This window comes from Kitasatospora cathayae (assembly GCF_027627435.1).
GTDB classification, from domain to species: domain Bacteria; phylum Actinomycetota; class Actinomycetes; order Streptomycetales; family Streptomycetaceae; genus Kitasatospora; species Kitasatospora cathayae.
In genome coordinates this window covers 143080-168567 of record NZ_CP115450.1, presented here as the reverse complement: position 1 = coordinate 168567, position 25488 = coordinate 143080, and the positions used below count along the sequence as shown (strand labels likewise).

General features: G+C 72.2%; 28 protein-coding genes and 1 pseudogene. 15 read left to right on the top strand and 14 right to left on the bottom strand.

Annotated elements, in window-relative coordinates; translation table 11 throughout:
• Positions 1 to 41 precede the first annotated feature (41 nt).
• On the bottom strand, positions 42 to 482 hold the full coding sequence (locus O1G21_RS00955) for an extracellular solute-binding protein (RefSeq protein ID WP_270139883.1): 441 nt from the start codon (positions 480 to 482) through the stop codon (positions 42 to 44).
• A 223-nt stretch (positions 483 to 705) separates the two neighbouring features.
• Between O1G21_RS00955 and O1G21_RS41605 the strand changes: the two are divergent.
• From O1G21_RS41605 to O1G21_RS00940, 3 genes and pseudogenes are all read left to right on the top strand, one after another.
• Positions 706 to 831, top strand: a pseudogene (locus O1G21_RS41605) (transcriptional regulator); the annotation flags it as partial.
• Positions 832 to 1210: 379 nt separating this feature from the next.
• Entirely contained in the window at positions 1211 to 1954 is a 744-nt protein-coding gene (locus tag O1G21_RS00945) for an ROK family protein (protein ID WP_270139879.1), read from the top strand.
• A gap of 136 nt (positions 1955 to 2090) precedes the next feature.
• Positions 2091 to 3929, top strand: coding sequence for a glycoside hydrolase family 15 protein (locus O1G21_RS00940; RefSeq protein WP_270139877.1), 1839 nt, complete (start codon positions 2091 to 2093; stop codon positions 3927 to 3929).
• A 190-nt stretch (positions 3930 to 4119) separates the two neighbouring features.
• On the opposite strand, the gene O1G21_RS00935 is transcribed toward O1G21_RS00940, so the two are convergent.
• The 5 genes from O1G21_RS00935 to O1G21_RS00915 form a co-directional block, all read right to left on the bottom strand.
• Positions 4120 to 5385, bottom strand: coding sequence for an APC family permease (locus O1G21_RS00935; protein ID WP_270139875.1), 1266 nt, complete (start codon positions 5383 to 5385; stop codon positions 4120 to 4122).
• Positions 5386 to 5474: 89 nt separating this feature from the next.
• On the bottom strand, positions 5475 to 5699 hold the full coding sequence (locus tag O1G21_RS00930) for a hypothetical protein (protein ID WP_270139873.1): 225 nt from the start codon (positions 5697 to 5699) through the stop codon (positions 5475 to 5477).
• Between the two features lie 147 nt (positions 5700 to 5846).
• Complete coding sequence (locus O1G21_RS00925; RefSeq protein WP_405000567.1) at positions 5847 to 6464, bottom strand: STAS domain-containing protein; 618 nt, start codon at positions 6462 to 6464, stop codon at positions 5847 to 5849.
• Positions 6465 to 6538: 74 nt separating this feature from the next.
• Positions 6539 to 6697 (bottom strand): hypothetical protein, encoded by a 159-nt coding sequence (locus O1G21_RS00920; protein WP_405000566.1) that lies wholly within the window; start codon positions 6695 to 6697, stop codon positions 6539 to 6541.
• A 62-nt stretch (positions 6698 to 6759) separates the two neighbouring features.
• Positions 6760 to 8112 (bottom strand): phosphoribosyltransferase family protein, encoded by a 1353-nt coding sequence (locus O1G21_RS00915; RefSeq protein WP_270139872.1) that lies wholly within the window; start codon positions 8110 to 8112, stop codon positions 6760 to 6762.
• A 287-nt stretch (positions 8113 to 8399) separates the two neighbouring features.
• On the opposite strand from O1G21_RS00915, the gene O1G21_RS00910 reads away from it, so the two are divergent.
• Complete coding sequence (locus O1G21_RS00910; RefSeq protein ID WP_270139870.1) at positions 8400 to 8894, top strand: universal stress protein; 495 nt, start codon at positions 8400 to 8402, stop codon at positions 8892 to 8894.
• Between the two features lie 294 nt (positions 8895 to 9188).
• Here the strand turns inward: O1G21_RS00910 and O1G21_RS00905 are convergent, their stop codons facing one another.
• From O1G21_RS00905 to O1G21_RS00895, 3 genes are all read right to left on the bottom strand, one after another.
• On the bottom strand, positions 9189 to 9707 hold the full coding sequence (locus O1G21_RS00905) for a CBS domain-containing protein (RefSeq protein WP_270139868.1): 519 nt from the start codon (positions 9705 to 9707) through the stop codon (positions 9189 to 9191).
• A 566-nt stretch (positions 9708 to 10273) separates the two neighbouring features.
• Positions 10274 to 10912, bottom strand: a complete 639-nt coding sequence (locus O1G21_RS00900; RefSeq protein ID WP_270139866.1) for a protein-L-isoaspartate(D-aspartate) O-methyltransferase — start codon at positions 10910 to 10912, stop codon at positions 10274 to 10276.
• An 85-nt stretch (positions 10913 to 10997) separates the two neighbouring features.
• Positions 10998 to 11240, bottom strand: a complete 243-nt coding sequence (locus O1G21_RS00895; RefSeq protein WP_270139864.1) for a hypothetical protein — start codon at positions 11238 to 11240, stop codon at positions 10998 to 11000.
• Between the two features lie 131 nt (positions 11241 to 11371).
• On the opposite strand from O1G21_RS00895, the gene O1G21_RS00890 reads away from it, so the two are divergent.
• The 3 genes from O1G21_RS00890 to O1G21_RS00880 all read left to right on the top strand — a co-directional run bounded on the left by O1G21_RS00890 (position 11372) and on the right by O1G21_RS00880 (position 12813).
• Positions 11372 to 11725, top strand: a complete 354-nt coding sequence (locus tag O1G21_RS00890; protein ID WP_270139863.1) for a DUF2267 domain-containing protein — start codon at positions 11372 to 11374, stop codon at positions 11723 to 11725.
• 244 nt (positions 11726 to 11969) lie between these two features.
• Positions 11970 to 12173, top strand: coding sequence for a universal stress protein (locus O1G21_RS41600; protein WP_405000565.1), 204 nt, complete (start codon positions 11970 to 11972; stop codon positions 12171 to 12173).
• A 496-nt stretch (positions 12174 to 12669) separates the two neighbouring features.
• A complete protein-coding gene (locus tag O1G21_RS00880) occupies positions 12670 to 12813 on the top strand; it encodes a hypothetical protein (protein ID WP_270139861.1) in 144 nt (47 codons plus the stop codon).
• Between the two features lie 267 nt (positions 12814 to 13080).
• On the opposite strand, the gene O1G21_RS00875 is transcribed toward O1G21_RS00880, so the two are convergent.
• Positions 13081 to 14229 (bottom strand): tetratricopeptide repeat protein, encoded by a 1149-nt coding sequence (locus O1G21_RS00875; RefSeq protein ID WP_270139859.1) that lies wholly within the window; start codon positions 14227 to 14229, stop codon positions 13081 to 13083.
• 480 nt (positions 14230 to 14709) lie between these two features.
• Between O1G21_RS00875 and O1G21_RS00870 the strand changes: the two genes are divergently transcribed.
• Both O1G21_RS00870 and O1G21_RS00865 read left to right on the top strand, forming a co-directional pair.
• Positions 14710 to 16056 (top strand): beta-propeller fold lactonase family protein, encoded by a 1347-nt coding sequence (locus tag O1G21_RS00870; RefSeq protein WP_333493409.1) that lies wholly within the window; start codon positions 14710 to 14712, stop codon positions 16054 to 16056.
• Between the two features lie 282 nt (positions 16057 to 16338).
• Positions 16339 to 17805, top strand: a complete 1467-nt coding sequence (locus tag O1G21_RS00865) for a multicopper oxidase family protein (protein ID WP_270139857.1) — start codon at positions 16339 to 16341, stop codon at positions 17803 to 17805.
• A 273-nt stretch (positions 17806 to 18078) separates the two neighbouring features.
• Here the strand turns inward: O1G21_RS00865 and O1G21_RS00860 are convergent, their stop codons facing one another.
• Positions 18079 to 18750, bottom strand: coding sequence for a TetR/AcrR family transcriptional regulator C-terminal domain-containing protein (locus tag O1G21_RS00860; protein WP_270139855.1), 672 nt, complete (start codon positions 18748 to 18750; stop codon positions 18079 to 18081).
• A 106-nt stretch (positions 18751 to 18856) separates the two neighbouring features.
• Between O1G21_RS00860 and O1G21_RS00855 the strand changes: the two genes are divergently transcribed.
• Positions 18857 to 20230 carry a serine hydrolase domain-containing protein gene (locus tag O1G21_RS00855; RefSeq protein WP_270139853.1) on the top strand — a complete coding sequence of 458 codons (1374 nt, stop codon included), beginning with the start codon at positions 18857 to 18859 and terminating at the stop codon, positions 20228 to 20230.
• A gap of 178 nt (positions 20231 to 20408) precedes the next feature.
• Here the strand turns inward: O1G21_RS00855 and O1G21_RS00850 are convergent, their stop codons facing one another.
• From O1G21_RS00850 to O1G21_RS00840, 3 genes are all read right to left on the bottom strand, one after another.
• Entirely contained in the window at positions 20409 to 20900 is a 492-nt protein-coding gene (locus O1G21_RS00850; protein ID WP_270139851.1) for a J domain-containing protein, read from the bottom strand.
• A 158-nt stretch (positions 20901 to 21058) separates the two neighbouring features.
• Entirely contained in the window at positions 21059 to 21265 is a 207-nt protein-coding gene (locus O1G21_RS00845) for a hypothetical protein (RefSeq protein ID WP_270139849.1), read from the bottom strand.
• On the bottom strand, positions 21240 to 21920 hold the full coding sequence (locus tag O1G21_RS00840; protein ID WP_270139847.1) for a type III effector protein: 681 nt from the start codon (positions 21918 to 21920) through the stop codon (positions 21240 to 21242). The genes O1G21_RS00845 and O1G21_RS00840 overlap by 26 nt, the downstream gene beginning before the upstream one ends.
• Positions 21921 to 22029: 109 nt before the next feature.
• On the opposite strand from O1G21_RS00840, the gene O1G21_RS00835 reads away from it, so the two are divergent.
• The 5 genes from O1G21_RS00835 to O1G21_RS00815 all read left to right on the top strand — a co-directional run bounded on the left by O1G21_RS00835 (position 22030) and on the right by O1G21_RS00815 (position 25404).
• A complete protein-coding gene (locus O1G21_RS00835) occupies positions 22030 to 22464 on the top strand; it encodes an Hsp20/alpha crystallin family protein (RefSeq protein WP_270139845.1) in 435 nt (144 codons plus the stop codon).
• A gap of 132 nt (positions 22465 to 22596) precedes the next feature.
• On the top strand, positions 22597 to 22860 hold the full coding sequence (locus tag O1G21_RS00830; protein WP_270139843.1) for an STAS domain-containing protein: 264 nt from the start codon (positions 22597 to 22599) through the stop codon (positions 22858 to 22860).
• A 56-nt stretch (positions 22861 to 22916) separates the two neighbouring features.
• Positions 22917 to 23321, top strand: a complete 405-nt coding sequence (locus O1G21_RS00825) for a DUF2267 domain-containing protein (protein WP_270139841.1) — start codon at positions 22917 to 22919, stop codon at positions 23319 to 23321.
• Positions 23322 to 23376: 55 nt separating this feature from the next.
• On the top strand, positions 23377 to 23778 hold the full coding sequence (locus O1G21_RS00820; protein ID WP_270139839.1) for a DUF2267 domain-containing protein: 402 nt from the start codon (positions 23377 to 23379) through the stop codon (positions 23776 to 23778).
• A 177-nt stretch (positions 23779 to 23955) separates the two neighbouring features.
• On the top strand, positions 23956 to 25404 hold the full coding sequence (locus tag O1G21_RS00815) for a lipase maturation factor family protein (protein ID WP_270139837.1): 1449 nt from the start codon (positions 23956 to 23958) through the stop codon (positions 25402 to 25404).
• Positions 25405 to 25488: the final 84 nt, after the last annotated feature.

Below are 25488 nucleotides of genomic sequence, written 5' to 3'. Positions count from 1 at the left end.
GCGCCACGTGCACCGCGGTGGCCGAGCCGCCGGCGTTGCCGTTAGGTCCGGCCGCCGATCGTGACCTGTTTCCAGGTCCAGTCCGCGAACTGGGGCCGGGCCGCGCTCGCGTACTTGGTGACGTCGCTCAGTGCGCCGGCGGCGTCGAAGCTGGGCAGCGTCTCGTAGCCGACCTGGGTCAGGCGGGGCGCGTTGCCGGCCTTGGCGGCGGTGAGCGTCTTGGTGTAGCCGCCCTTGCTGCCGGAGGCGGTCATGTCGAAGGCCACCTGGATGTTCGGGTGGGTCCGGTTGAACAGGGCGACCGACTGGTCGTAGCCGGGCGCCCAGCCCCAGAAGTCGCGCTTCACCACACCGCCGGAGGTGCCGGCCGCGTCGCCGGTGTGGTCGCCGCCGGGGGAGCAGCCGGTCACCACGGTGGCGGTGAGCACGGCTGCGGTGAGCACCGCGAGCGCGGTGGCCGAGGGATGGGAGCTTGCCTTCACACGTGCCTCCTGAAGGGGGGAAGGGCCGAGGGGGGTGCGCGAACCTGCTCGGGAGAGTTCGAAACCAGGCGGATTCAGTCAGGACCGAGCATCGGCGGATTCGTTCGGCTATTGTTTGAACTAATACAAGGTCAAGTCAATAGGCCTTGCGCCACATGCACGAGAGGAGACTCGGGCAACCGTGAACCAGCCGCCGGACGGCACGGGCGTACGGGACCTGGCCATGGCGCGACCGGCCGTCGCGCGGGACCGGTCCGCCTCCCGGCGGGCCGATCTGAGCCTGGTGCTGCGGCTGCTGCGCGACGAGGGACCGCGCTCGCGGGCCCGGATCGCGGAGGACACCGGGCTGCCCAAGGCCACCGTCTCGCACCTGATCGCCGAACTGCTGGACGGCGGGCTGGTCCGCGAGAGCGCCGCGGAGCGAGCCGTCGAGCGCGACCGGGGCGCGGTCGGCCGCCCGGGGCAGGCGGTGGAGGTGGACGGACGTCGGGTCCACGGCCTGGGCGCCGAGATCAACGTGGACTACGTCAGCGTGCTGGCGCTCGACCTGCGCGGCGAAGTGGCCTACGAGCGCAGCCTCCCGCTGGACGTGCGCGCGGTCGACGCCGGGACGGCGCTGGACGCGGTGGCCCGCCTCACCGAGGAAGCCGGCGACGCGGTGCGCGCGGCCGGTGGGCACGTGGTCGGGCTGACCCTGGCCACCCCGGGAGCGGTGGACATGGCGGCCGGTGTGGTCAGGTACGCCTCCAACATCGGCTGGCGCGAGGTCCCGGCGCTGGCCGGGCTGCGGAGCCGGCTCGGCCCGGGCGCCCCCCGAGCTGCACCTGGAGAACGACGCCAAGCTCGCGGCCCTGGCCGAGTACGTGCAGGTCTGCGCCGACCACGTGCGCGACCTGGTCTTCGTCACCGGCCAGACCGGTGTCGGCGTGGGCATCGTCGTCGGCGGCCGACTGGTGCGCGGCACCGGCGGTTACGCGGGCGAGGTCGGCCACCTGCGGCTGGTCCCCTCCGACGAGCCCTGCGCCTGCGGGCGGCGCGGCTGCTGGGAGACCACGGTGGGGCGCGACGCCCTGCTGCGGTACGCCGCCGACCCGGGCGACCCGGTCTGCGACCCGACGATCGACCTGGGTCACCGCCTGGCCGTGCTGCGCGAGCGCGCCCGGGCGGGCGATCCGCGCACGCTGGCCGCCCTCGGCCGGATCGCCGGCCAACTCGCCCCGGGGCTGGCCCTGTTGGCGGACATCCTGAACCCGAGGCTGCTGGTGCTCGGCGGGCACTTCGGGTTCTTCGGCGAGTACCTGATCGAACCGGTGACCCGTCAGGTGCACGAGCTGGTGATGGCCCCGGACACGGGCGGGTGCGAGATCGTGCTCTCCCGGCTCGGGCTCACCGGTACGGCCCGGGGCGGGGCACTGCTGGCACTGGACGCGGTGTACCAGGACCCGACGGCGGCGATGGCGGGCACGGCCTGAGCGGACGGTGAGCGCCGCTGCCCGCACGGGTACGCGTTCCCGGCCCGCCTCGCCGGTTCCCCGGCGCGATCTACCATGAGAGACAAGGTCTTCTTGAGCCCGCACCCGCCCGCAGCCGAACGGTAGGGAGGCCGGCATGGAGTTCGGGAACGGATCCGGATCCGGGGGGTCGGACGGCTCGCGCTACCCGCCCATTTCCGAGCACGGCCTGATCGGTGATCTCCGCACCGCCGCGCTCGTCGGAACCAACGGCACCATCGACTGGTACTGCTGCCCGCGCTTCGACGCACCGAGCGTGTTCGGGTCCATCCTGGACGCCGACCGGGGCGGGTCGTTCGAGCTGGCCGCCGACGTGCCGGCCAGGACCCGGCAGTTCTACTTCCCCGACACCAACGTGCTGATCACCCGGTTCTACGGCGCGGACGGGGTGGCGGAGATCCAGGACTTCATGCCGGTCGTCGACGAGTCGCGGGAGGCCGCCCGGCACCGGTTGATCCGGCGGGTGATCTGTGTCCGGGGGACGCTGCCGTTCGCGGCGCGGATCGCGCCCCGCTTCGGCTACGGGACGGAGCAGCACACCGTACGGGTGCAGGCCCAGGAGGCCGTCTTCGAGGCCCCGTCGATCTCCCTGGCCCTGACCTCCACCGCGCCGCTCGAGGGCGACGGCAGGGACGTGCGGTCGCACTTCAAGCTCCTCGAGGGCGAGTCCGTGGTGTTCGCCCTCGACCGGATCAGCGACGAGGTCCGCCCGCGGGCCTGCCCGCACGCCGAGGCGGAGGAGCAGTTCGAGGCGACCGTCCGGTTCTGGCGCCACTGGCTGGGCCGCTCGCGCTACCGAGGCCGGTGGCGGGAGATGGTGCACCGCTCCGCGCTGGCGCTCAAGCTGCTCACCTACGTGCCGACCGGTGCGATCGTGGCCGCGCCGACGACCAGCCTGCCCGAGCAGGTCGGCGGTGGGCGCAACTGGGACTACCGGTACGTGTGGGTCCGCGACGCCGCCTTCTGCGTCTACGCCATGCTCCGGCTGGGTTTCACCTCGGAGGCCGAGGCGTTCATGGGCTTCCTGTCCGAGCGGGGCATCATGCGGGGGACGGGCCCGGCCGGCCCGCTGCAGATCATGTACGGCATCGACGGGCGCAGCGACCTGCCCGAGTCGGAGCTGAGCCACCTCGAGGGGCACCTGGGTTCCGCGCCGGTGCGGGTCGGGAACGCCGCCACCCATCAGCTCCAACTCGACATCTACGGCGCGCTGATCGATTCCGTCTATCTGTACGACAAGTGGGGTCAGCCGATCAGCAGCGCTCACTGGGAGGAGGTCGGCGCCGTCGTGGACTGGCTCTGCGACCACTGGGACCAGCCCGACGAGGGCGTCTGGGAGACCAGGGGCGGCCGGCGGAACTTCGTCTACTCGCGGCTGATGTGCTGGGTGGCGATCGAACGGGCCATCCGGATGGCCAACCGGCGCGGCCTGCCCGCCGATCTCCCCCACTGGCAGCGGAACCGGGACGCGATCTACCGGCAGATCATGCGGGAGGGCTGGTCCGCCGAGCGCGGGGCGTTCGTCCAGTCGCTGGGCGCCGATGTGCTCGACGCCTCCGTGCTGATGATGCCGATGGCCAAGTTCATCTCGCCCACCGACCCCAAGTGGCTGGCCACCCTGGAGGCGCTCACCAGGGACCTGGTCTCCGACTCCCTGGTATACCGCTACGACCCCGAGGCCAGCCCGGACGGCCTGCGCGGCTCCGAGGGCACCTTCTCGATCTGCTCCTTCTGGTACGTCGAGGCACTGGCCCGCGCCGGGCGCCTGGAGGAGGCCCGGCTGGCCTTCGAGAAGATGCTCACCTACGCCAACCACCTCGGCCTCTACGCGGAGGAGATCGGCCGGACCGGCGAGCAGCTCGGCAACTTCCCGCAGGCGTTCACCCACCTCTCGCTGATCAGCGCCGCCTTCAACCTCGACCGAGCGCTCGGCTGAGTCCTGCCGGCGGGCCGAGAGGGTGGTCTGATTTCGTGCGGGAGGCCGATGGTCTCGCACAGCAAGGACCGCGACCCCGCCACCGGTGACGCCCTGACGGCGGTCCGTCGTCAGGGCGCCACCGGTGGCAGCACGGGCGGTCCGCAGCCGACCGGCCCGGCGGGTCGGGGTGTGCGGCCCCGCGGACGGTTCAGCTGCGCGCGAGGGCCCTGCGCGCTCCGTAAGCGGCGGCGCCCACGGCGAGCACCAGCGCTCCCCACAGCACCGAGGCGCCGGGCAGGGCGAAGGCCAGGACCAGGCAGCCGGCCAGCCCGAGCAGCGGAACCACGCGCGGCGGCCGCCCCTCCTCGGGGTTCAGGGTCCAGGCGGAGGCGTTGGCGATGGCGTAGTAGGCGAGCACCCCGAACGACGAGAAGCCGATCGCGCCGCGGACGTCGCCGACGGCCGCGATCACGGCGACGGTGCCGCCGACGGCCAGCTCGGCCCGGTGCGGCACGCCGAAGCGCGGGTGGACGGCGGCGAGCCGGTGGGGCAGGTGGCGGTCGCGGGCCATCGCCAGGGTGGTGCGGGAGACGCCGAGGATCAGTGCCAGCAGCGAGCCGAGCGCGGCGACGGCCGCGCCGGCCCGGACGACCGGGGCCAGGCCCGGTACCCCGGCGGCCCGGACGGCGTCGGCCAGCGGCGCGGCGGCGTGGGCCAGCCGGTCGGGGCCGAGCACGGCCAGGACGGCGAGCGCGACGGCGGCGTAGACGACCAGGGTGATGCCGAGTGCCAGCGGGATCGCGCGGGGGATCGTGCGCTGCGGGTCGCGGACCTCCTCGCCGAGGGTGGCGATCCGCGCGTACCCGGCGAAGGCGAAGAACAGCAGGCCCGCCGCCTGGAGCACCCCGTGGAGGCCGGCGTCCGCGCCGACCGCCCAGCGGCCGGTGTCGACGTGGCCGCTGACGAGGCAGGCGGTGACCACGGCGGCCAGTACCGCGAGGACGACGGCGACGATGGCGCGGGTCAGCCAGGCGGACTTCTGCACGCCGACGTAGTTGACGGCGGTCAGCGCCACCACCGCCGCGACCGCCACCGCGTGCGCCTGCCCCGGCCAGACGTACGAGCCGACGGTGAGGGCCATCGCCGCACAGGAGGCGGTCTTGCCGACCACGAAGCCCCACCCGGCGAGGTACCCCCAGAACTCGCCGAGCCGCTCGCGCCCGTACACGTACGTCCCGCCGGACTGCGGGTAGCGGGCGGCCAGCCGGGCCGAGGACGTCGCGTTGCAGTACGCCACCACCCCGGCCAGCGCCAGCCCGATCAGCAGCCCGGACCCGGCGGCCCCGGCGGCGGGCGCGAGCGCCGCGAAGACGCCCGCGCCGATCATCGACCCCAGTCCGATCACCACCGCGTCGAAGACGCCCAGGTGCCGCCGCAATTCCTCCGGGCCGGCCGCCGGTGCCGGTGAACTCATGGATCCCTACCTTCCGGTGCGCTTCGGTGTGTCGGCGCGCACCCTACTGGACGGGGAGAAGGCCGTCGGCGTTCGGGGAGACCGAGTGGTCAGCCCGACAGACTGTCGGATCGACCGGCCGTCGGTAGCCCGGCCTCCGGGCGAGCGCCGGGGTGCAGGCCGTCCGCTGGCCGGGGGCGGATGTGCAGTCGGCGGCCGGTGGCGGCGGCCTCGGCGAGGAGCGACCGGAGGGTGGGCAGGTCGACGGTCTGCCGTTCGGCGCGGGCGCCGTGGTCGTCGTACCGGGTGACGGTGAAGCGCAGGAGCGGTCTCATTCGGGGAGGTCGGCGGGCGGAACGGGCGGAACGGACGGAGAGGCCGGTACGGAGAGGCCGGTACGGGGAGGCCGGTACGGGGAGGCGGCCGACGCGGCGGCGCCGGTCCCGCCAGCGGCGGATCACCGCGGCCTCCCGGCGGTTCGGTCAACGGGAAGCCCCGGACGCGGTGCGGGAGTGCCCGGTCGCGGGGGCGTCGCCGCGCAGGTGGGCGCGGGCATGGGCGATGGCCTCGGGGGTGTCGGCGAAGACGTGGCCGTCGGCGCGCAGCCGGTCGAGTACGCCGAGGGCGTCGAGGGGCCGGTGGTGTTCGTCGCGGATGCCGGAGACCAGTACGAGGGTGCCCCGGCGCTGGAGTTCGGCGATGGCGTCGCCGAGGACGGTGGCACCGCTGGAGTCGATGGCGCTGACCCGCGACATCCGCAGGATGGCCACCTCGACCTCGGCGGACCGGGTGAGCTCGAGCAGGAAGCGGTGGGCGGCGGCGAACAGCAGCGGGCCGTCGATCCGGTAGGCGACGATGTGCTCGGCCAGCAGTGCCTGCTCCTCGTCGTGGTGGTCGGACGGCGGGAGGTCCTGGTGCAGCGGGACCTGTTCGATCCTGGCCGCCTTGGCGACGGCGGCGAGCGCCAGGACGCCGGAGACGAGCAGGCCGACGACGACGGCGGTGACCAGGTCGAAGGCGAGGGTGTCGGCGGCGGTGAGGGCCAGCACGGCGGCCTCGCCGCGCCCGGTGCGGGCGAGCGCGCGCAGCGAGCCGACCAAATTGCATGTTTGGCAAGTGGTGGATCGAGACAATGGCCGGCTCTTGTGGGCGGACGGGCATGAAAGGGGCGCGGTCAGTCGCGCGCGGGGCCCTGGGGCTGGGTGAGCAGGCCGTTCAGGAGCTCGACCTGGCCGCTGATGACCCCGCCGAGGACGGTGCGCGCGACCCGCAGGAACTCGGCGACCTGCGGGTTGGTGAGGTGGTAGTGGACCGTGGAGCCCTGAGCGCACACCGCCCTGCCCGGATGGTGAAGTTCTTCCTCCGACCGATGGCGCCCTGGTCGGGGAGTCGGCCTCAGAGTGCGGTGTCGGGCGCCGCGGTGAGGTGGGCGGTGAACCACCGGGCGGCCAGGTCCGCGGCCTCTTCGAGCGTCCCGGGTTCCTCGAACAGGTGGGTGGCGCCCGGGATGACGGCGAGTTGGTTCTCGCAGCGCAGCCGTGCCCGGGCCTGCTGGTTGAGGTCGAGGACCACGTGGTCGTCGCCGCCGACGATGAGCAGGGTGGGCGCGGTGACGGCCGGCAGTCGGGGGCCCGCGAGGTCGGGCCGCCCTCCGCGGGAGACGACCGCCCGGGCGGGGGAGTCCGGCTCCGCCGCCGCCCACAGTGCCGCGGCGGCTCCGGTGCTGGCCCCGAAGTAGCCGACCGCGAAGTCACCGACGTCGTCGCGGCCGCGCAGCCAGTGGGTGGCGTCGGTCAGGCGGTGGGCGAGCAGGGCGGTGTCGAAGACGTTCGCCCGGTCGAACGCCTCCTCCTCGGTGAGCAGGTCGAACAGCAGGGTGGCCAGACCCGCCCGGTTCAGCGCGCTCGCGACGAACCGGTTGCGCGGACTGTGCCGGCTGCTGCCGCTGCCGTGCGCGAACACCACGATCCCCGCCGCCCCTTCGGGCACGGTCAGGTTCCCGCCGAGCCGTACCGGCCCGGCGTCCACCACGACCTCCGGGTCGTCGGCCCGCGCCGAACCGGGCCGGGCGGGCAGTCGCGAGCCGGGGGCGGGCGGCCGGCCACCGCCCATCCGGACAGCGGCCTCGTCCAGGCAGGCGATCACCTCGGCGTCGGTGGTCTGCGCGAAGTCCTCGTAGAACTGCCCGATCCCGTAGAACTCCCCGGGCGTCGACAGCGCCACCAGCTCGTCCGCCGCGTCCACCAGCCTGCGGGTCCAGCCCGGCGGCGCGACGGGGACGGCGAGGACCACCCGGGCCGCCCCCTGGTTCCTGGCGATCAGGCACGCCGCGAGAGCGGTCGAACCGGTCGCGACCCCGTCGTCCACCACGACCGCCGTACGGCCGGTGAGCTCGGCGCGGGGCCGGTCACCCCGGTATCGCTGCGCCCTGCGGTCCAGCTCGACCCGTTCCCGCGCCTCCACCTCGGCCAGTTTCTGCTCGGAGGTGCGCGTCGCCCGCATCACCGCCTCGTTGACGATGCGGACCCCGCCCTCGCCGATCGCGCCCATGCCCAGCTCCGGCTGGAACGGCACGCCGAGCTTGCGCACGACGATCGCGTCCAGCGGCGCGTGCAGCGCCTTGGCGACCTCGGCCGCCACCGGCACACCACCGCGGGGAAGTCCGAGGACGACCACGTCCTCGCCCGTCAGGTGCCCGACCCGCTCGGCCAGGCGACGTCCCGCGTCCATTCGATCGACGAAGTACATGACCGGCCCTCCTCCGGACACGAGGAACCACTTCTGGGCCCGGGCCCCGCGCCGGACCGCCTGCCCACTCCCACGATCTCCCTCCTGCCAGTCGCGCGCGAACGGCCGCGCCGTTGCCGTCCGCAGGCTCCCGGCCGGACCTCGCACCAGGGACGGACGTGCTGCGGCGGCAGTGGCGGAGGAGCATGAAAGGAGGCGGGCGAACCGGCGACCGCACGCCGCCGGAGCATCCGGATCCGCGGAGCCGGGCAGTCGGCGCAGTCAAGACGCACACGTTGGAGGTCTCCGTGAGCAGCACTCCCGCACCGGGTTCGGCCGGGCCGATCGTGGTCGGCACGGATGGCTCGGAGTCCGCCCGCCGGGCGGTGCTCTTCGCGTTGCGGGAGGCGCAGTTGCGCGGCGTTGCCGTGCGGGCCGTGCGCGCCTACGGCTCGGGCCGCGCCGACCCGTCCGACCTGGGCACGCCCTCGTGGCCCCGTACGAGCGGCGCGCCGTCGACGCACCTGCACGACGTCGTCGCCCGCGAGGTGACGGATTCCGTCGAGGAGCTGCGCCGGCAGGTCGGCGAGCCGTACGTCGAGGTCGAGGTCCGCTGCGAGCGCGGACGCCCCGCCCAGGTCCTGCTGGACGCGAGTGAAGGTGCGGGCCTGCTCGTGGTCGGCACCCGTGGCGCCGGCCTCTGGGGCCGCCTCGCCCTCGGCTCCACCAGCACCGAGATCGTCCACCACGCCCACGTCCCTGTCGTCGTCGTGCCGCCCGGGCCTCCTGTCGCGCCCGCCTGATCCGGAGTTCGGGAACGCCGCCGTCTGTCGCCGGTCCAGGAGTGACGACCGTGCACCGCACTCCGTGACCACCCACCCGAACGGCGCCCGCCTGCCCTCCTCATGTATGCACTGGTGGCCTTCGGGCTGTACTCCTGGCGGGGGTGCGGTTCGTTCGAGTGACGGTCTCGATCAAGCGGTGAGACGTAGTTCTGCTGACCCATCTGCCTCCGTCGAACCCGAATTCATCAGGAACGGTGTGATGACGGCTTCTGACGGGCGGACGTGGATGAACAGGAGGCCGGGGCGATCAGCTCAACTGCTGCCGGGCGGCCTTCTTGGCCTCTGCCTTCGCCCGCAAAGCCACCGCCTTGGGGGAGTCGCCGTACCACCACCACGTGTAACCGGCGATCGCCAAGAACAAGGCCACGAAAACGAAGAAGACCGGATTAACCCCAAGGCGACCGCCTCTGGCCAGGCCGTAGAGACCAGGGCGTCGACGCCGCTCAGGCCGAGGACCACCGCTGCGCGGTGCAGCGTGTCGCCCGGGTGGACCTGGGCGGGGCGGCGGCCCTGGGACAGCTCGCGGACGGTCGTGCCCGACAGCACGGTGGCCGGAGCGGCGCAGGCGACCGCGAGGTCGGCGCGGTCGAGCAGTCCCGCGCAGCGGCCGTCCGCGCGTACCACCGGCAGGTGCCGGTACCCGGAGCGTTCCAGCAGCTCCCAGGCGACCAGCACGCTCTCGTCCTCGGTGACGGCGCACAGCGCGGTGCACATCACCTCGCCCACCAGCTGTTCGCCGGACGGCGTCTGTGCGCGGGGCGGTGGTTCCATGGTCATCTCCATCCGGTGTGGCGGCGGCACAGCGCAAGATCCGTGTCCGGGCCCGGCAGCACTGCCGATCCCCTGGAAGCGCTCCTACGGGGTCCCTGCGGCTGCTTGCCACCGCGCACCCAGGCTCACTCGCCGGCCGGTGCGGCGGATAGGGGTCCACCGGCCCCATCGGCACATCACCAGGTCCGTCCCCGGCTTCGGGCGTGCCCGTCCAGGGCCGGTTTCCGGTCCGAAGTGGGCCGCCTGGGCGAGCAGGAGCCGGGCTAGCCACCACTGGATGCGGTCCGACGTGATCAGCATCGGTGTCACGATCGCGACGGCCGTCCAGGTCCTGCTGGCCCACGGGGCGACGCCCGACATCACCGGCGCCGCCACCCACCCACCCGCTGCTCGTGGACCATGCCCCAACCCGGCTCGCCCGCCTTCCGATCAGTCTGCTGCTGGTCACCGACACCATTCCGCCGGGCGGAATCCGTACCGTGCCACACCGCGTGCGGTCCGTGGCGCCGCTCCTCGCCGGTCGTGCCCGAGTGGCCGTCGTACGGCAGGGGCCCGCGTCCACCGGATCAAGGCGGGAAGCCGTACTCGCCGTGGAGGCGGACGAACCTCGCCGGGATGAGCAACCGCTCCCGCTCCAGCCCCGAGGCCGTCCGCCGGAAGGCCACGACGTCCTCCCGGCCGCCCGGCCCGATCGGCTGGACGAGACGGCCGCCGGGACGGAGTTGCTCCACGAGTGGCGGGGGGACATCGGGGTGTGCCGCCGACACGAGTACGGCGTCGTACGGAGCGCGCTCGGGCACTCCCAAGCTGCCGTCCCCGACGAGCAGTTCGACGTTGCGGATACCTCGCCGATCGAGGTTGCGCCGGGCCTGTGCGGCCAGGTCCGGCCACCGCTCGATGCTCACCACGCCGGCCGCGAGGTACGCCAGCAGCGCCGTCTGGAAACCGAGACCGGTGCCCACTTCAAGAACGTGCTCGTCACCGGCGAGGGTGAGGCCCTCGATCATCACCGCGGACAGCGACGGCTGCGTGGTCACCTGCCCGTGCGGGATCGGGACCGGCCTGTCCTCGTAGGCGAGCTGCTCCTGCCCGGCGGGAACGAACCCCGCGCGTGGGACGGCGCGGATCGCGCCGAGCAGCCGCTCGTCGCGTACACCGGCCGCGCGCACCGCACGGACCAGATCCTCGGGGCGAGCCCCTTCCATTCGTCCTCCCGCTCCGACCCATTCGTCCTCCCGCTCCGACCCGGAACTCTGCGCCGGCCTTGCCCGCCTCCCGGATTGCCTCTTCTCACCCCCATCCGACCGTCAGCCGCCCGGCCCGCTCGCCCACCTCGGTACCGAGGTGGGCGCAGGCGGCGGTGAACCGCTCGCGGATCCACTCCCGCTCCTCGCCGCGGGCGAGGCGTGTGTGGCGGAAGTCCAGGAACAGCGGCACCGCCTCCAGACGCACCGCCGCCTGCCGGGCATCGAGGCCCACCGGCTGGTCGGCGTGATCAGCGAGGCCGACATCGCCCAGCAGCTGGAGCGGCACGAGGTCGCCGAGTTCGTCGGAGCCGTCTGCGCCCCGCGCCCGAGTCTTCCGTAACGCCCATCGGCTGCGGACCGTGACCACGGAATCGAACCGCCCTGGCGACAGTGGCGGATACGCTGTCACACGGGGGTATGACGATCACGACCGGTACCGGACTGCCCAACTTCCGACCGCGCCGTCCAGACCGCGAAACCCAGCTCATCGACGTGGCCAAGACCACCGGAGGGTCGGAGGACCGCCACCGCGCCTACCGGCTGTTGCGGGCCTGGCCGCACGCCCTGCGCGACCGGCTCCCGATCGACGTCGCGGCTCATCTCGGCGCCCAGTCGCCGACCCTGGTCCGGGGCGTCTACTACGAGGGCTGGGGCCCGCACCCCACGCCGGTGAAGGTCGACCGGCAGGAGTATCCCGACCGCTTCGGCCGCGAGGCCTCCCCGCGGCCGAGGATGCCGAGGACGCCGTCCGAGCCGTCACCGCAGCGGTGAGTGACGCGAGCCCATGGGCATGACCTGAAGCGTCGGGTCTCGTCGGGCCGTCGGCCACCAGCGCGCACGCCGCTGAAGCAGATCGTCGGCCATCCCCATCCTCCTCGATCAATCCTGTCCCTCCTCCATGCTGCTGCGCCGCCCGCGCGAGCGCGATCGGAGATCCACTCGCAGCCGGGTGGCCCCGTCCGGTGGAGGCGACCGGACCTTGGACCGGAGCGGGTGGCCCGGGCACGGTGGTGGTGTGGGAACGAGAGCGAACTCCACCACGGACGGCGAGGACCGCACGGTGCGCCGCATCGTGGTGGGGGTGGACGGCTCGGCGGCCTCCCGGCAGGCGCTGCGGGGGGCCGTCGACCAGGCTCGGCTCAGCGGCGCCGTGGTCGAGGCTGTGACGGCCTGGACGTACCCGACGATCACCCTCATGCCCAGGGGCTCGGCGGCCTGACCCGGTACACCTGATGCCCGTAATGACAACGACCACTATCGCGGCCACGAACGGAGGAAATCCGATGACAACCGACAGATCTGCCAAGCCACCGGACGTAACGCTCCACCCCCACCGGCCGAGACGTCGAGAGCGCCGTCGAACGAGGACGTCGTCGGCCGGGAGGCCGGGCCGGAGCTGTCCCACGCACGGGACAGCGGCCTGGTGCTGCCGGTGCGGGCGGTGGTCGAGCTCACGGACCTGGTCGCGGGCACCTGGCGCAGGCCCGCGTCGAGGCCGGCGGCGCGCAGCTGGAGCCGGACCGGATACGCGTGGCGGTCACGGCGGCGTTCACCGAGCTGCGCGAGCGGCCGGACGTGCCGGTCGCCGAGCTGGAGAGCAGGCCGGGCCCGGACGGGTACCCGGTCGAGGCATTGCGGGCGCTGGCCGCCCGAGGGCGCGAGCTGTACCAGAGGACCTGCGCATCCAGCGTGAGCTCGGGCTGCTCGCCCTTCGGGTGGCGCCTGGGTACGTCGCCGAGCGGGACGCCGAGGAGGTCCTGCACGTCCTGGGCAAGGAGATCGGCAGCAGCGCCGAGGAGCTGCTCGCGTGCCGCCGGTACGCGCTGACCGGCGACGCGCGAGCAACCGAGCGGTCCTGATGCCGCAGGTCAGGCCACAGGTCTTGACTGGTAGGCCCACATGTTCAGGAGTCGCGTATCCGCCGACGGCCAGCAGCATCGGTCACTCTGCGTCGCAGGTTGGCGTGGTCCGGCGAGTATGACGAGGACCAGGGCCGGCCGTGGCTCATCGGGGCAGTTGAGTGGCTGCTTGACCCGGACGACGCGGCCGCCAGCAGTCCCTGCAGTCACCGAGCTGCGGGCCCTATCGCAGGCGCCTCCCGCTTGCGCCCGGTTCGGCCGGGGACGTCAGAAGGATTGGTCAGTGAGGGCGGCCAAGAGCTGGCGGGCCCGGATGGTGCCGTGGTGGTCATGGCCGAAGCGGGTGTGCCAGGCGTCGTGAGTGGTGTGCAGGAGTTCGACTGCCTCATCGTTGCGGTGCAGATCCGCAAGGGCGGTTCCGAGCACGGTGGCGGCTTCCAGCGCGCGATGGTGACCGGGGCCGAGGCGGCGCTCGCACTGGCTGAGGCACCGCCGGGCCTCGTGTTCGGCGTCAGCGGGCCGGCTCGATGCGAGCAGCGCCGCACTCCTGGCCAGAAGTATCGCGCTCAGATCGTGCGTCAGTGCGCCGGCGCCCGGAGTCCGGTCGAAGGTCTCCTGCGCCTGGTCGACGGCGGCAAGCGCCTCCTGAGCCCGGCCCTGACCGGTCAGCGCCCGCGCCGCGCCGAGGTGCAGCACCATCAGGAACCTGCCCAGGCCTTGCCGGTGCGCCTCCTCGAGCACCGGGAGCAGCACCTGTTCGGCCTGCTCGTAGTGGCCGTGGAGTGAGAGGCTGAAGGCCAGGCCGTTGGCGGCGGCCAGCGGCAGCATGATCCGGTGGATGTCGTCAGTGCCGCTGGCGGCGGTCTTCACGGCGGCTGCTTCCGCGACGACTTCCTCGTGCAGGCCGAGGTAGGCCAGGTGCTGGAGGCGGTCGCTGCGGCTCTTGAGGACGAGCCGTTGACCGGAGGAGGTGATGCGGGCGCGTGCTGCGGCGGTGGCGGCCAGGAGGTCGGCTGCCTCTTGGTGGCGGCCCATGTCACCGAGGACCAAGGCCAGTACGTCTTGTCCGTCGCGCTCCTCGAACCTGCCCGGAACCGGCTGGGCGGCGATTGCGGACCTGGCCTCGCTCTCCGCTTCCTGTAGACGGCCCTGCATGCGGAGCGCCTGGGCCAGAAGGGTGCGTGCAGAGCCGACCAGCGAGCCTGCTCCGTCCGCAGCTGCCTCCAGGACAGCGCGTAGCTCCCGCTCAGCGTCCACCCAGCGCAACTGCTTGTACAGGTACTCAGCCGCCTCCAGCCGGCGGTTCAACCGCCGACGCGCCCACCAACCCACCGCTTGTTTCCTCTCCCCGGGCAAACCACGACGAGCATAGGGCCCCACCACTGCGCCGGGCATGGGAAGGTGGCGCGCGGTCATAGTTTCAGTCCCTCGTTGGAGGGGGCCGGCCGCGCCCGCTCCACGTTCGCCAGCAGGCGTACAAAGACGGCCAGGAGGGCCAGCTCGCCAGCCTCGGACTCGTGTTGAACGCCGTGGTTCTGTGCCCGCTACCTGGATGCTGCCGACGAAACCCTACGGGCGCCGCCCGCCGGCCAGCGTGAGCACAACGTCCTGGGTGAGGACAGCTAGCGCGCTACGTGTCCGGCGGCACCGACCGTGCCGGATCGAAACGTGTCGGGATCACCAGATCCACCATCTGCTACGTACTGTGATTCAGTGATCACATCTGGGTGATCGCTAGTGTGTCGCCGCCACTGGTGTGGCTGGCACAGGCTGCCCTTACATGAGGTGGAGGTACCAGTGGTCGGGCATGGGAGACAGTGGACCGGTTCGCATCGCGGCACGGGGCCCGAGGAAAGGGGGCAGCGACCACGGCCACGGGCGTGGGTGCGGATCTTCATGGCGGGACTGGCCATGGTGGCAGGACTGGTCTTGCCGGCCGCCGCCTCATCCCAGGCCTGGGCCGCCACCTCGCCGAATGCCTATGTCGCTAACTTCGAGTCGAACTCCGTGTCAGTGATCAATACCGGCACCAACACGGTCATCGCCACCATCGGCGTCGGTAGCTCCCCCTTCGGGGTCGCGGTCGCCCCGAACGGCGCGCACGCCTACGTGGCCAACTTCGGATCTAACAATGTGTCGGTGATCGACACCGCCTCCAACACGGTCACCGCCACCGTCGGTGTCGGTAGCGGGCCGAGGGGCGTCGCGGTCACCCCGGACGGCGCGCACGTCTACGTCGCCAACCAGGGCGACAACACGGTGTCGGTGATCGACACCGCCACCAACACCGTCATTGCCACCGTCGGCGTCGGCGCCGCCCCGACCGGCGTCGCGGTCACCCCGGACGGCGCGCACGTCTACGTCACCAACGCGCAGTCGAACAACGTGTCGGTGATCGAAACCGCCACCAACACGGTCACCGCCACCGTCGGCGTCGGCGCCAACCCGGAGGGTGTCGCGATCACTCCGGACGGAGCGCACGTCTACGTCACCGACGCTGGCTCAACCGTCGTGTCAGTGATCGAAACCGCCACGAACACGGTCACCGCCACCATCGGTGTCGGCAACAGCCCGGCCGGTGTCGCGATTACTCCGGACGGCGCGCACGCCTACGTCAGCAACGAGGGATCGAACAGTGTGTCGGTGATCGAAACCGCCACCAACACGGTCACCGCCACCGTCGGCGTCGGCGCCAACCCGTTGGGCGTCGCGGTCGCCCCGAACGGCGCGCACGCCTACGTCACCAACGTGAACTCGAACAGTGTGTCGGTGATCGCCACCGCCACCAACACGGTCACCGCCACCGTCGGCGTCGGCGTCAGCCCGACCGGCGTCGCGGTCAACCCGGTCAGTCCGGCGCCCTCCCTGACCATCACCAAAACCCACACCGGAAACTTCACCCCAGGCCGCCAGGGCACCTACACCATCACCGTCGGCAACAACGGGACCGCCCCCACCGACGGCACCACGGTCACCGTTCACGACACCCTCCCGGCCGGACTCACCGCCATCAACATCAGCGGCAGCGGATGGCGCTGCACTACGAGGACCCTCACCTGCACCCGCAGCGACGTCCTCAACCCCGGGAACGCCTACCCGCCCATCACACTGCGGGTCCGCGTGGCCCGCACCGCCACCGGCACCCTCACCAACACCGCCACCGTCAGCGGAGGCGGCGACGGCACCGCCACCGCCACCGACCCCACCGTCATCGACCCCTGCGACCACCATCACCACTGGTGACCACACCACCCCTGGCCACCGGCCCATCGAGCCGGCACATCTGAACAGTCGAACGCTTCGCCGGCATCCACGCTCGACCCAACGAGCGTGGATGCCGCCGTATCGGGGGCCGCCGCCCCGCCCGAGCGGCCCTATGTGGCTGCGCTGGTCCGGCCAACGGTCATCACGCGGTGCCTCCAGGTGGTCGGGAACGAGTACGGGCGGCCGTCCCGGCCTGGGCGGGCCGGGACGGCGGGGTACGGATGGCGGGTGCGGGGCGGGTCAGCCGATGACGGTCTCGGCATGCCGGTGGAGCGCGTCCTGGAGCTGGTCGCGGTTCATCGTGGAGCGGTGCCGGGTGTCGAGCTGGGGGGCCTGCTGGTACAGCTCCGCCTTCGTGAGCTGGTCGAGGTCTGCCTTCTGCTGAAGACCACCATCTGGGGCTATGACGGCGGTTTCCCCGGTTCGACCTTCGTCGGGCGCCGGGGCCGGCCGGTGTCGGTGCGGGTGCGCAACCGGCTGCCGGTGCCGACCTCCACCCACCTGCACGGCGGCATCACCGCCCCCGAGTCCGACGGCTACCCCACCGACTTGCTGCTGCCCGTCGGCTGCGGCAACCCCGCCCGCCCGGCCGGCGGCCGCTGGACACCGGCCGCCTCACACGGTGACCACGTCGCCCCCGGTGACTGGCAGTTGCGCGAGGGCGAGAAGACGTACGAGTACCCGCTCGACCAGCAGGCCGCCACGCTCTGGTACCACGACCACCGGATGGACTTCTCCGGCCCGCAGGTCTGGCGCGGCCTGGCCGGGTTCTTCCTCGTCCACGACGAGCAGGAGCAGGCACTGCCGCTGCCGAGCGGAGAGCGCGACATACCCCTGATGATCTGCGACCGCTCCTTCGCCGCCGACGGCGCCCTCGTCTACCCCGCCCTGGACGACTCCTGCACCGGCATCCCCGGGGTCCAGGGGGCCTACGCGGCGGGCGTGCTCGGCGACGTCCAGCTCGTCAACGGCGCGCCCTGGCCCGTCCTGGAGGTCGCCGCCGTCCGTTACCGCTTCCGCCTGCTGAACGCTGCCAACGCCCGCCGATACCGGCTGGCCCTGGAGGCCGACGGCCGACCCGGCGGCCCGCTGGTCCAGATCGGCAGCGACGCGGGGCTGCTGGAGCGCCCGGTCGCCCACGAGGCGATCACCCTGGCGCCGGCCGAGAGGTTCGACGTCGTCGTCGACTTCGGCCGGTTCCCGCCGGGCAGCACCGTCACCCTGGTGAACACCATCGGCGAGGGCCAGATGCGCCAGGTGCTGCAGTTCCGTGTCACGCGCCAGGCGAAGGACGACAGCGCGGTCCCGACCCGTCTCGCCGCCCCGGCCCAGCCGCTCGGGCGCGACCAGGCGGTGGCGGTGAGGCACTTCGACTTCCGCCGCACCGAGGCCGGCGACGATCAGGCGATGTGGACGATCAACGGCCGCCCGTTCACCACCACCGACACCTGGGCCACCCCGCGCCTGGACACCGTCGAACTCTGGCGCCTGAGCAGCGACTTCCACCACCCCGTCCACCTGCACCTCGCCCAGTTCCAGGTCCTCACGCGTGGCGGCAAACCACGGGCCGCCACGGATGCGGGCTGGAAGGACACCGTCGACGTCCGCCCCTACGAGGTGGTCGAGGTCCTGGTCCGCTTCCGCGGGTACCGGGGCCGGTACATGCTGCACTGCCACAACCTCGAACACGAGGACATGGCGATGATGGCGAACTTCGACGTCGTCTAACCCGCCCGCCGCCGCCCGGCCGCCGAACCGGCCCACACCAGCAGTAGGGCCGCAGCGACGGTGGTGTATCGGGAGGGTTCCACAGCGGAGCGCCAACGATCCGGGCCGGTGCGACAGGGCGTCCCGCGACGCGACCAACCGGCCTGGGCGCCAGGCAGCGCCATCGCCGGGGGAACCGCCGTCTACGGGTGTGCTGGTCCGCGGCGTGGTGACGCGGCCCCAGCGGCCCGGTGCCCCAAAAGGACCGTCGACTCCGTTGGGCGCCATCGTCCGCTATCCGCCGGCGGCAAGCCGGCTTGCGAAGCCGTCCAGGATGGCCCGCAGGCCGAACTCGAAGCTGCTGTCGGGTGCGGCGGCGTAGTCGGTGGTGCCGACCCGCTCGCGTAGACGGGGGAAATCCATGGCAATCTCGGTGCTCCGGGCGATGGTGCCGGCGAGCTGCTGCTCGGCGTTCTCGCCGCTGCGGCTCAGCCGTCGGGTGAGCGAGACCTGTGCGGCGGGCCCGAGGGCGCTGCCGAGCACGAAGACGAACACCGTGGCGGCGGCCTGGTCCGCCTCTGGGCCGGTGAATCCGGCCTGCTCGTAGACGGCGAGGCTGTAGTCGTCCAGCCGGGCCTTGCCCCGGCCGTACAGCAGGTGGCTGCCGAAGGCCTGCCCGAGCCACGGGTGCCGGGTGAGCATCGCGTGCATGCCGGTGGCCATGGCGGTGGCGGCAGCCCGCCAGCCGGTGGTGCCGAGCTCGGGCAGCTCGACCTCCGCCCAGACCGCGTCTGCGGCCCGGCGGACCAGCTCGTCCTTGGTCTTGATGTGCCAGTAGATGGCTGTGGCGGCCGAGCCGAGTCGGGTGCCAAGGCTGCGCATGTTGAGGCCGTCCAGGCCCTCCTCGTCCAGCAGCTCGATCGCGGCGCGGACGATCTGGTCGGCGGTCATGGTCTGTCGTGGCATGGCGTCAGCTTAGTTGAACTTAGTTCATGAAACCTCTTGCACTTAGTTCAACCAGCGGCTTACGGTCTTCCTGTACTTAGTTCAAGTGCCCACAGGGGGACAAACCATGTCGCAGAAGCAGCTGTCCGAGTTCGTCGCGGCGACGGCCGAGGGGCTCGGCATCCCGGGTGTCGCCGTCGGAGTGCTGGTGAACGGTCAGGAGGTCTTCGCGTCCCACGGCGTGACCAGCATCGACCACCCGCTGCCGGTGGACGAGCGCACGCTGTTCCACCTCGGCTCGGTCAGCAAGACGTTCACGGCGACCGCGCTGATGCGCCTGGTCGCGGAGGGCAGGGTCGACCTGGACGCGCCGGTGCGCCGGTACGTGCCCGAGCTCAGGCTCGCCGACGAACAGGCGGCCGAGCAGATCACTGTGCTGAACCTGCTCAACCACACCGCCGGACTGGACTGGAACCTGATCGACCCCGGCGACGAGGACGGCACGCTGGCCGGTTTCGTCGGAAAGCTGGCCGAGCTCCCGCTGGTCGCACCGCCCGGCACCCGGGCCTCGTACAGCCAGGCCGGCTACAACCTGGTCGGGCGGATCATCGAGAACGTCACCGGCCAGAGCTACGAGCAGGCCGTGGCCGCGCTGCTGCTGGAGCCGATCGGACTGTCGAACACTTTCTTCGACCTGGACGAGGTGATGGTCCGCAAGTTCGCCGTGGGCTACAACCGCGACGGGGACGGGACGCTGCGGGCCGCCCGGCCGTGGAAGTCGTACCAGGCCGGTGCGCGCGGCAACAACCCCGGCGGCGGCATCGTCTCCTCGGTGAGCGACCTGCTGGCCTGGGCCCGCTTCCAGCTCGGCGGCGGGGACGGCCTGCTGCCCGCCGGGACCCTGCACGGCATGCGGGAGCGGACGGTCGAGCTGCGCGGCAGCTCGCTCGGCGACGGCTTCGGCATCGGCTGGTTCCTGCGCGAGGTGAACGGCGTCCGCACGATCGGCCACGGCGGCTCGGGCAACGGCCAGTTCGCCGACCTGGTCATCGTGCCGGAGCGGAACTTCGCCGTGGTCGCCCTGGCCGCAGGCCCGGACGGCTACGTCCTCACCCAGGCCGTCACCCGCTGGGCCCTCGAACACTGCCTGGGGCTCGCCGAGCGCGACCCGGAGCCGATCGCCCACGACGAGCAGCGGGCACGGGAGGTGGCCGGCCGCTACGAAAGCGACGTCATGAACCTCGACATCCTCACCGACGGCACCCGGCTCACCCTGGCCGTCGGGATCAAGCCGGAGATCCGCGCCGCCTCGGACGTCGACATGCCGGCCGACTACCCTGCCGCGACCATGGGCTTCCTCCCGGGCGACGCCGACGAGTACCTCATCACCGAGGGCGGGCTGAAGGGCCAGCGCGGCTTCTTCACCCGCGACTCCGCCGGCGCGGTGGTCGGCGTGGACCTCGGCGGCCGCCTCTTCGGCCGAGCCGCGAACGCCTCCTGAGCACACGGGGAAGCCCCGCGAGGATTTCACAGCCCCTGTCCGGGCCGTCGAGGGAGCCACCAGGGCGGTGCCAGAGCCCGAGAAAGCCACTCTCGGCGGCCGAGGAGATCCGCAGGCTCAACCAGTGCGGCCGCCGGCGCCTACCCGCGCCCGATGGCGGTGCGGAACTCGCTGTCGTTCACAGCCAAGGGTCCACCTCCCACAACCGGTTCATCCACTCCCAGAGGCTCAGCGGCGTGGAGCGGGCGCACGGTTCGACCCGCACCGGCCCCACCCACACTGCGGGGTCGGACGGCCACCCGCTCTTGCCGCCGAGCCGGACAGCCACTGTGGCTGCGGGCGCGTTGCCGGTTGCCGGGACCACACGCACCGCAACCCGCACCACCGCGGCCGCACGACCAGCAGCCTCGTCGGCCCCCGAATGCAGCCGGCCCCCGCCGCGCTCGGCGTCATAGGCGGCGCGCAGCCCGGGGTCGTGCAGAACCTCGTACGCGGCTATCACGTCGACGAGCCGCTCGACCGATCCGGCCTCGGCAGACCTGGCTGGGCGGGAATCCGGGTGCAGCAGGCGGACCTGAGCCCGATAGGCCGAGGTGATCTGCTGCGCGGACGCCGAGGGCTCGACTCCCAGCACCGCGTAGTGATCCCGCCACGGTCGCGCAACGGTCATGGCAGCCCACCTCCTCGGCTTGCCCGGTCGCCCGTGCCCGGCCGGGCGAACCCGGCCTACGGCAGAACCTCCTCATCGACCTGCATAGAACCGTGGCAGGCGCCTGTCAAGATGCCCCGAATGGGGGTCTTGCAGGCCGACCATGCGCCGCCGCCCGGTCAGCTGACCGGGCGGCGGCCGCGCCCAGGAGTGCGGAGGGCTTCGCGTAGGGCGTCCAGGCGCGCGAGGCAGTCGTCGATCGAGGCGATGGCGGCGTCGCTGTCGGTCCGCATCCGGTGCCCGACCGCCGCGAGCTGGTCCTCGATCCGCTGCCAGCGCTTCTCGGCGGCGGCCAGGGGGTCAGGCGCGCCGATGGTCGCTGTCATGGCGCAGTTGGTCGGTGTGTTGGGCGAGGTCGTCGAGGCGGTGGGCAAGGCGGGGATGACGGGCTGCGAGGTGGGGGCGGACGGCGGCGAGGGGTGTGAGGAGTTCGGCGGCGTCCGGGGTGCCGAGCGCGGTGTGGAGGCGGTCGAGGGCGGGACGGGCGGCCGGGGCGAGGTCGGTCAGGGCGGTGACCTGGGCGGCGAGCTGGCGCAGGTCGGCTGCGTTGGTGCGGGCCCAATCGGTGACGGCGCGCTCTGCGGCGCGGCGGTCGCGTACGGCCTTGACCCGTCCGGCGCCGGTGGGTGCGGCTGGGCCGGTTGAGGGTTTGAGGCGCAGGTAGCGGTTCTCGGCGGGCTGGCGGCTGGCGACGCCCATGGGCTGGGCGAGGTCGGCCCACGTGGCGCCGGCGGCGCGGGCGGCCTCCACCAGCGGGGCCTCCCAGCCGGCGAGCTCGGTGCGCAGCTCTCGCAGCAGGAGCAGGGCGGCCAGTGCCTGCTCGGGGCCGGCTTGAGAGGCGGGCGGGGTCGCTGCCCCGGTGTCCTGCGCGGTGCGGACGGCCTCGTCCATGGCGGCGAGCGCCGCGGCGGCGGCGAGGAGGGACGCCGGGCCCGTCGGCGGTCCGCCGCCGGTGACGGGGGCCTCGGGCCGCTCTCGCATCGTTGTCACTTCCTTGGCGACTGGCGAATTTGTCATCGGATGGATGACATGTTAGAACAGATTCAGGTGAAGCGCACTGGCACCCAACAACCAGTGGAGGTGTTTCGCGATGCTGATGCGCACCGACCCGTTCCGCGAGCTGGACCGGCTGACCCAGCAGTTCTTCGGCACGACCGGCACCTGGTCCCGTCCGACGCCGATGCCGCTGGACGCCTACCGCGCCGGCGACGAGTACGTGATCTGCTTCGACCTGCCCGGGGTGGACCCGGACGCGATCGACATCGATGTCGAGCGGAACATGCTGACCGTCAAGGCCGAGCGCCGTCCGCGTCATGAGGGCGAGGACGCGAAGTGGGAGATGTCCGAGCGTCCGCTCGGCGTGTTCTCCCGGCAGGTCATGCTCTCCGACACGCTCGACCCCGAGGGGATCACCGCCGACTACGACGCCGGCGTGCTGACCCTGAAGATCCCGGTTGCGGAGAAGGCCAAGCCCCGCAAGATCGCCATCAGCCAGACCGGCGACCGCAAGGAGATCAAGGCCTGACCGCATCCCTGTGCCGTTCCGTGCCGCCCGCACCCGAGCGGGCGGCACGGAACGCCCCCGCATCCCCCCGGTGCGGCCCGGGCAGTACCGGCCGACGACGCCGTGCGCGACGGGCGGTCGGCACCGTTCGTGGTGAGGGCCGGTGGTGAGATCGACCTCGCCACCGCGCCGCGGCTTCGCCACCGGCTGGCCGCCGCGCTCGAGGCGCACCGGGAGGTGGTGCTCGACCTGTCGGAGGTGACGTTCATGGACTGCTCGGGCCTGCGCGTCCTCGTCCAGGCCCGTAACCAGGCCGACCAGTACGGCGGGCGGCTCGTCCTGCGCGGCGTAGGCAGGCCCGTGGCCAGGCTGCTCAAGCTCACCGGCCTCAGCCGCCGCCTGGCCGCCAGCCCCTGACCGGTCCCCGCACACCCGTACCCGGCAGCGTGCCGGGACGAAGGGAGGAATGCGCGGTGACGATTCGATGGGAGGCGTTCTTGGACCAGGTCCAGGAACGCGGCGAGTATGACACGCCCCGGGATGCCGACCGCGCGGCCCGCGTCGTGCTGGCCCTGCTCGGCGCCCACTTGATCGGCGACGTGCGCGCGAAGCTCGCGGCCCGTCTGCCCGAGACCTTCGCCCTGATCCTGTTGAACCCCTTGCAGGCCGCCGAACCGCTCAGTCCCGAACGGTTCGTGCGCGCCACCGCCGCCTGGATCGACGGTGCCACCGAGAAGACCGCCGTGTGGGACATCGGCGCCGTCCTGTCCACGGTGGCCGACGCCGCCGGCGACGAGCTCATGGAGGCCGTCCTGTTCCAGCTGCCGCCCGGCTACGACGTCCTGTTCGGCCGACCTCACCCCGGCCACCGACCCTGACCCGCTTTCGTGCCGCCGCCCACGCGGCGGCGGTCCGTCCCGGAAGGCCATCGTCATGACCCGGCACCGCCGCCTGATCCAGCAGGTCCGCATGCTCGGCCGCTACCCCAGCGACGAGGAAGCCGAACGCGTCCTCGACACCGTCCTGGCCGTCCTCGGCTCCCAGCTCGCCGGCGAGGAACGCTGCGAGTTGGCCGCCGCGCTCCCTGAGCGGGCCCGCGCAGTCTTCGCCGCGCAGATCCCCCTGCCCCAACCCGTCGCCGCGCCCGCCTTCGTCGAAGCCGCCGCCCGAGCCCTGGACACCAGCCTCGCCGGTGCCCGCTGGGACGTCTCCTCCGTCCTGGCCGCCCTCGAATCCCTCGGCGACGACCGGCTCACCGACCGCCTCCTCGCCCACCTGCCCCGCGGCTACGCGCTCCTGTTCGGCCGCGCCGACCTCGCCCCCACCGCCGCCTAGAAACCGCCGGGGTGGTGAACGAGCTGGCCCGTACCGCGGTCGAGGTCGGATTGGCTGCCTACGGCCTGCTTCAACTCGTGGTGGTGGATGGCCCAGACCCGCTGCGAGGAAGTGCTGGGGGCGCATGGACGGTTAGGTGCCGTACGAGAGCGTGTCGACTGCGGCGAGGAGGGCGTCGTGGAGTGGTTTTCCGACGCGGACTACTGGCTGGGCAGGCTGCTGTTCCAGCGGGGTCTCGCGGTGGTCTACTTCGTGGCGTTCCTCAGTGTGGCCGCTCAGTTCCGCGGACTCATCGGGGAGCGCGGTCTGCTTCCCGCATCGGCGTTCGTGGCGCGCGTCCGGTTCGTGAACGCACCCAGCGTCTTCCACCTGCACTGCTCGGACCGCTTCCTCGCCGCCGTGATCTGGACGGGCGTGGCCCTGTCGGCCGCCCTGGCGGCGGGCGCGGGGGACGCCGTGCCGCTGTGGGCGTCCATCCTCATGTGGCTGGCCACGTGGGCGGCGTATCTGTCGATCGTCAATGTCGGCCAGACGTGGTTCGCCTACATGTGGGAATCGTTGCTGGCGGAGACCGGCTTCCTCGCGATCTTCCTCGGCAACGCGGACGTCGCCCCGCCGATCCTGGTGCTGTGGCTGCTGCGCTGGCTGCTCTTCCGCCTGGAGGTCGGTGCCGGGCTGATCAAGCTGCGCGGCGATTCCTGCTGGCGCGATCTGACCTGCCTCTACTACCACCACGAGACCCAGCCCATGCCGGGACCGCTCAGCTGGTTCTTCCACCACCTGCCCAAACCCGTCCACCGAGTGGAGGCCGCCGCCAACCACCTCGCGCAGTTGCTGGCACCGTTCGCGCTCTTCGCCCCTCAGCCTGCGGCGAGCGCCGCCGCCGTCTTCATGATCGTCACCCAGTTGTGGCTCATCGCCTCCGGCAACTTCGCCTGGCTCAACTGGCTCGCCGTCGTGCTGGCCCTGTCCGTCCTCGGCACCGGCGCCACTTCCCGCACCCTCGGCCTGCCCGCGGCCCACCACTTCTCGAGCCCGCCGACCTGGTACGAGGGACTTGTGATGGCCGCCGCCGTACTGCTCGTGGCGCTCAGCTACTGGCCGGCCCGGAACCTGGTCTCCCGCCGCCAGATCATGAACGCGTCCTTCAACCCCCTGCACCTGGTCAACACCTACGGCGCCTTCGGATCCATCGGCAGAGCCCGCTACGAGATCGTCGTCGAGGGCACCGACGACCGGGAGATCGGAGCCACAACGGTGTGGAAGGAGTACGCCTTCAAAGGAAAACCGGGCGACGTGCGCTACCGGCCTTCCCAGATCGCGCCGTACCACCTGCGACTGGACTGGCAGATGTGGTTCGCCGCCATCTCACCGGCTTATGCGGAACCGTGGTTCCCGCGGCTGCTGGCCGCACTCCTCGACAACAACACCGAGGTCCTCCGGCTGATCGGCACCAACCCGTTCCGGGAGGACCCTCCCACCTACGTCCGCGCCCGCCTCTACCGCTACCGCTTCACCGAGTGGCGCGATCTGCGTGCCACCGGCGCGTGGTGGCACCGCACTCTCCTGGGCGACTACGTCCCACCGGTCGCCCTGCCCGGCCGGACCACAGCGCCACGCCATTGAAGGACGGCCGCTGTCCACTCACCGGCGACTATGCGTACAGATTTCCTCCAGCCGCAGCCATCGACTTATTCTTGAGTCTATGAG